The following is a 1,109-nucleotide window of genomic DNA, read 5'->3' as shown; positions in this document are numbered from 1 at the left end:
CGGTGAATGGAGTAAATCGGCAAATCGGCCGCCATGAGGATGAGCACCTCCAACCGTTCGATCACCTCGCGCGCGGTGTTCGCATGGAGCGTCGTCAGTGAACCGTCATGGCCGGTATTCATCGCCTGAATCATGTCCAGGGCTTCCGGCCCACGGCATTCACCCACGATGATCCGGTCCGGCCGCATCCGCAGTGCATTGCGGACCAGATCGCGGATGGTGTACGCTCCCTGCCCCTCCACGTTGGGCGGCTTGGCTTCGAGGGTGACGACATGCTCCTGATGAAGGCGGAGTTCGACCGTGTCCTCGATGGTGATGATCCGTTCTTTGAACGGGATGAAGCTGCTCAGGACGTTAAGCAGCGTGGTTTTCCCTGCCCCCGTGCCCCCGCTGACGAGGATGTTCTTTCGATCAATGACCGCCGCCCGAAGAAACGTGGCCGCCGCTTTGGTGATCGACCCCAATTCGATGAGATCATCCATCGTCATCCGCTGCAACGGGAACTTCCGAATCGTCAGGCACGGTCCTTTCACGGCCAGCGGCGGGATGATGGCGTTGACGCGGGAACCGTCGGGTAGCCGGGCATCAACCAGGGGCTGACTCTTGTCAATCCGCCGCCCCACCTGGGCCACGATCCGCTCGATGATCGCTTCCGTGACCTTGTCCGAGATGAAGCGCCGTCCCGACTTTTCGATGACGCCGTTGCGTTCCACGTAAATCTGATCCTTGCCCACCACCATGATTTCCGTGATGGAATCCGCGCGGAGAAGGTCCTGAAGGGGCCCAAAGCCAAAAATGGTGTCCTTCAAATCCTTCTTGAGCGTCCGCAGAATCAGATATTTCCGCAACTCGCTGTGCAGGTGGGGACGCACGAGCTGAAACGCTTCACTGAAATGATCCTCAATCCGCTGGACCTGCTCCGTGGTGTCCCGACATTCCGAAAGCCGCAGCCTTTCCCGGATGAAATTGAGGATCCCTGCAAGCTCCGCCTCCCGCTCGGGGACCAGTGTGGCGGGAATATCGAACTCGTTGGCGCTCAATCCCGTCATCTCATAAAACGACTGGCTCCCCGACTCCATGATCAGGCTGTTGACCAGGTAATCGCGGAG

At 59.2% G+C, this 1,109-nt stretch carries 1 protein-coding gene; it reads right to left on the bottom strand.

All coding sequences use genetic code 11. The features are described 5' to 3' along the window. Positions 1 to 1,109: CpaF family protein (locus tag H5U08_RS19555; protein WP_297037082.1), on the bottom strand; the 1,109-nt coding region annotated here is incomplete at both ends.

The sequence above is a fragment of the Thermogutta sp. genome (assembly GCF_014359955.1).
Lineage (GTDB): Bacteria > Planctomycetota > Planctomycetia > Pirellulales > Thermoguttaceae > Thermogutta.
Note: the sequence above shows the minus strand (reverse complement) of the source record. Positions and strands in the feature narration are given on the sequence as shown.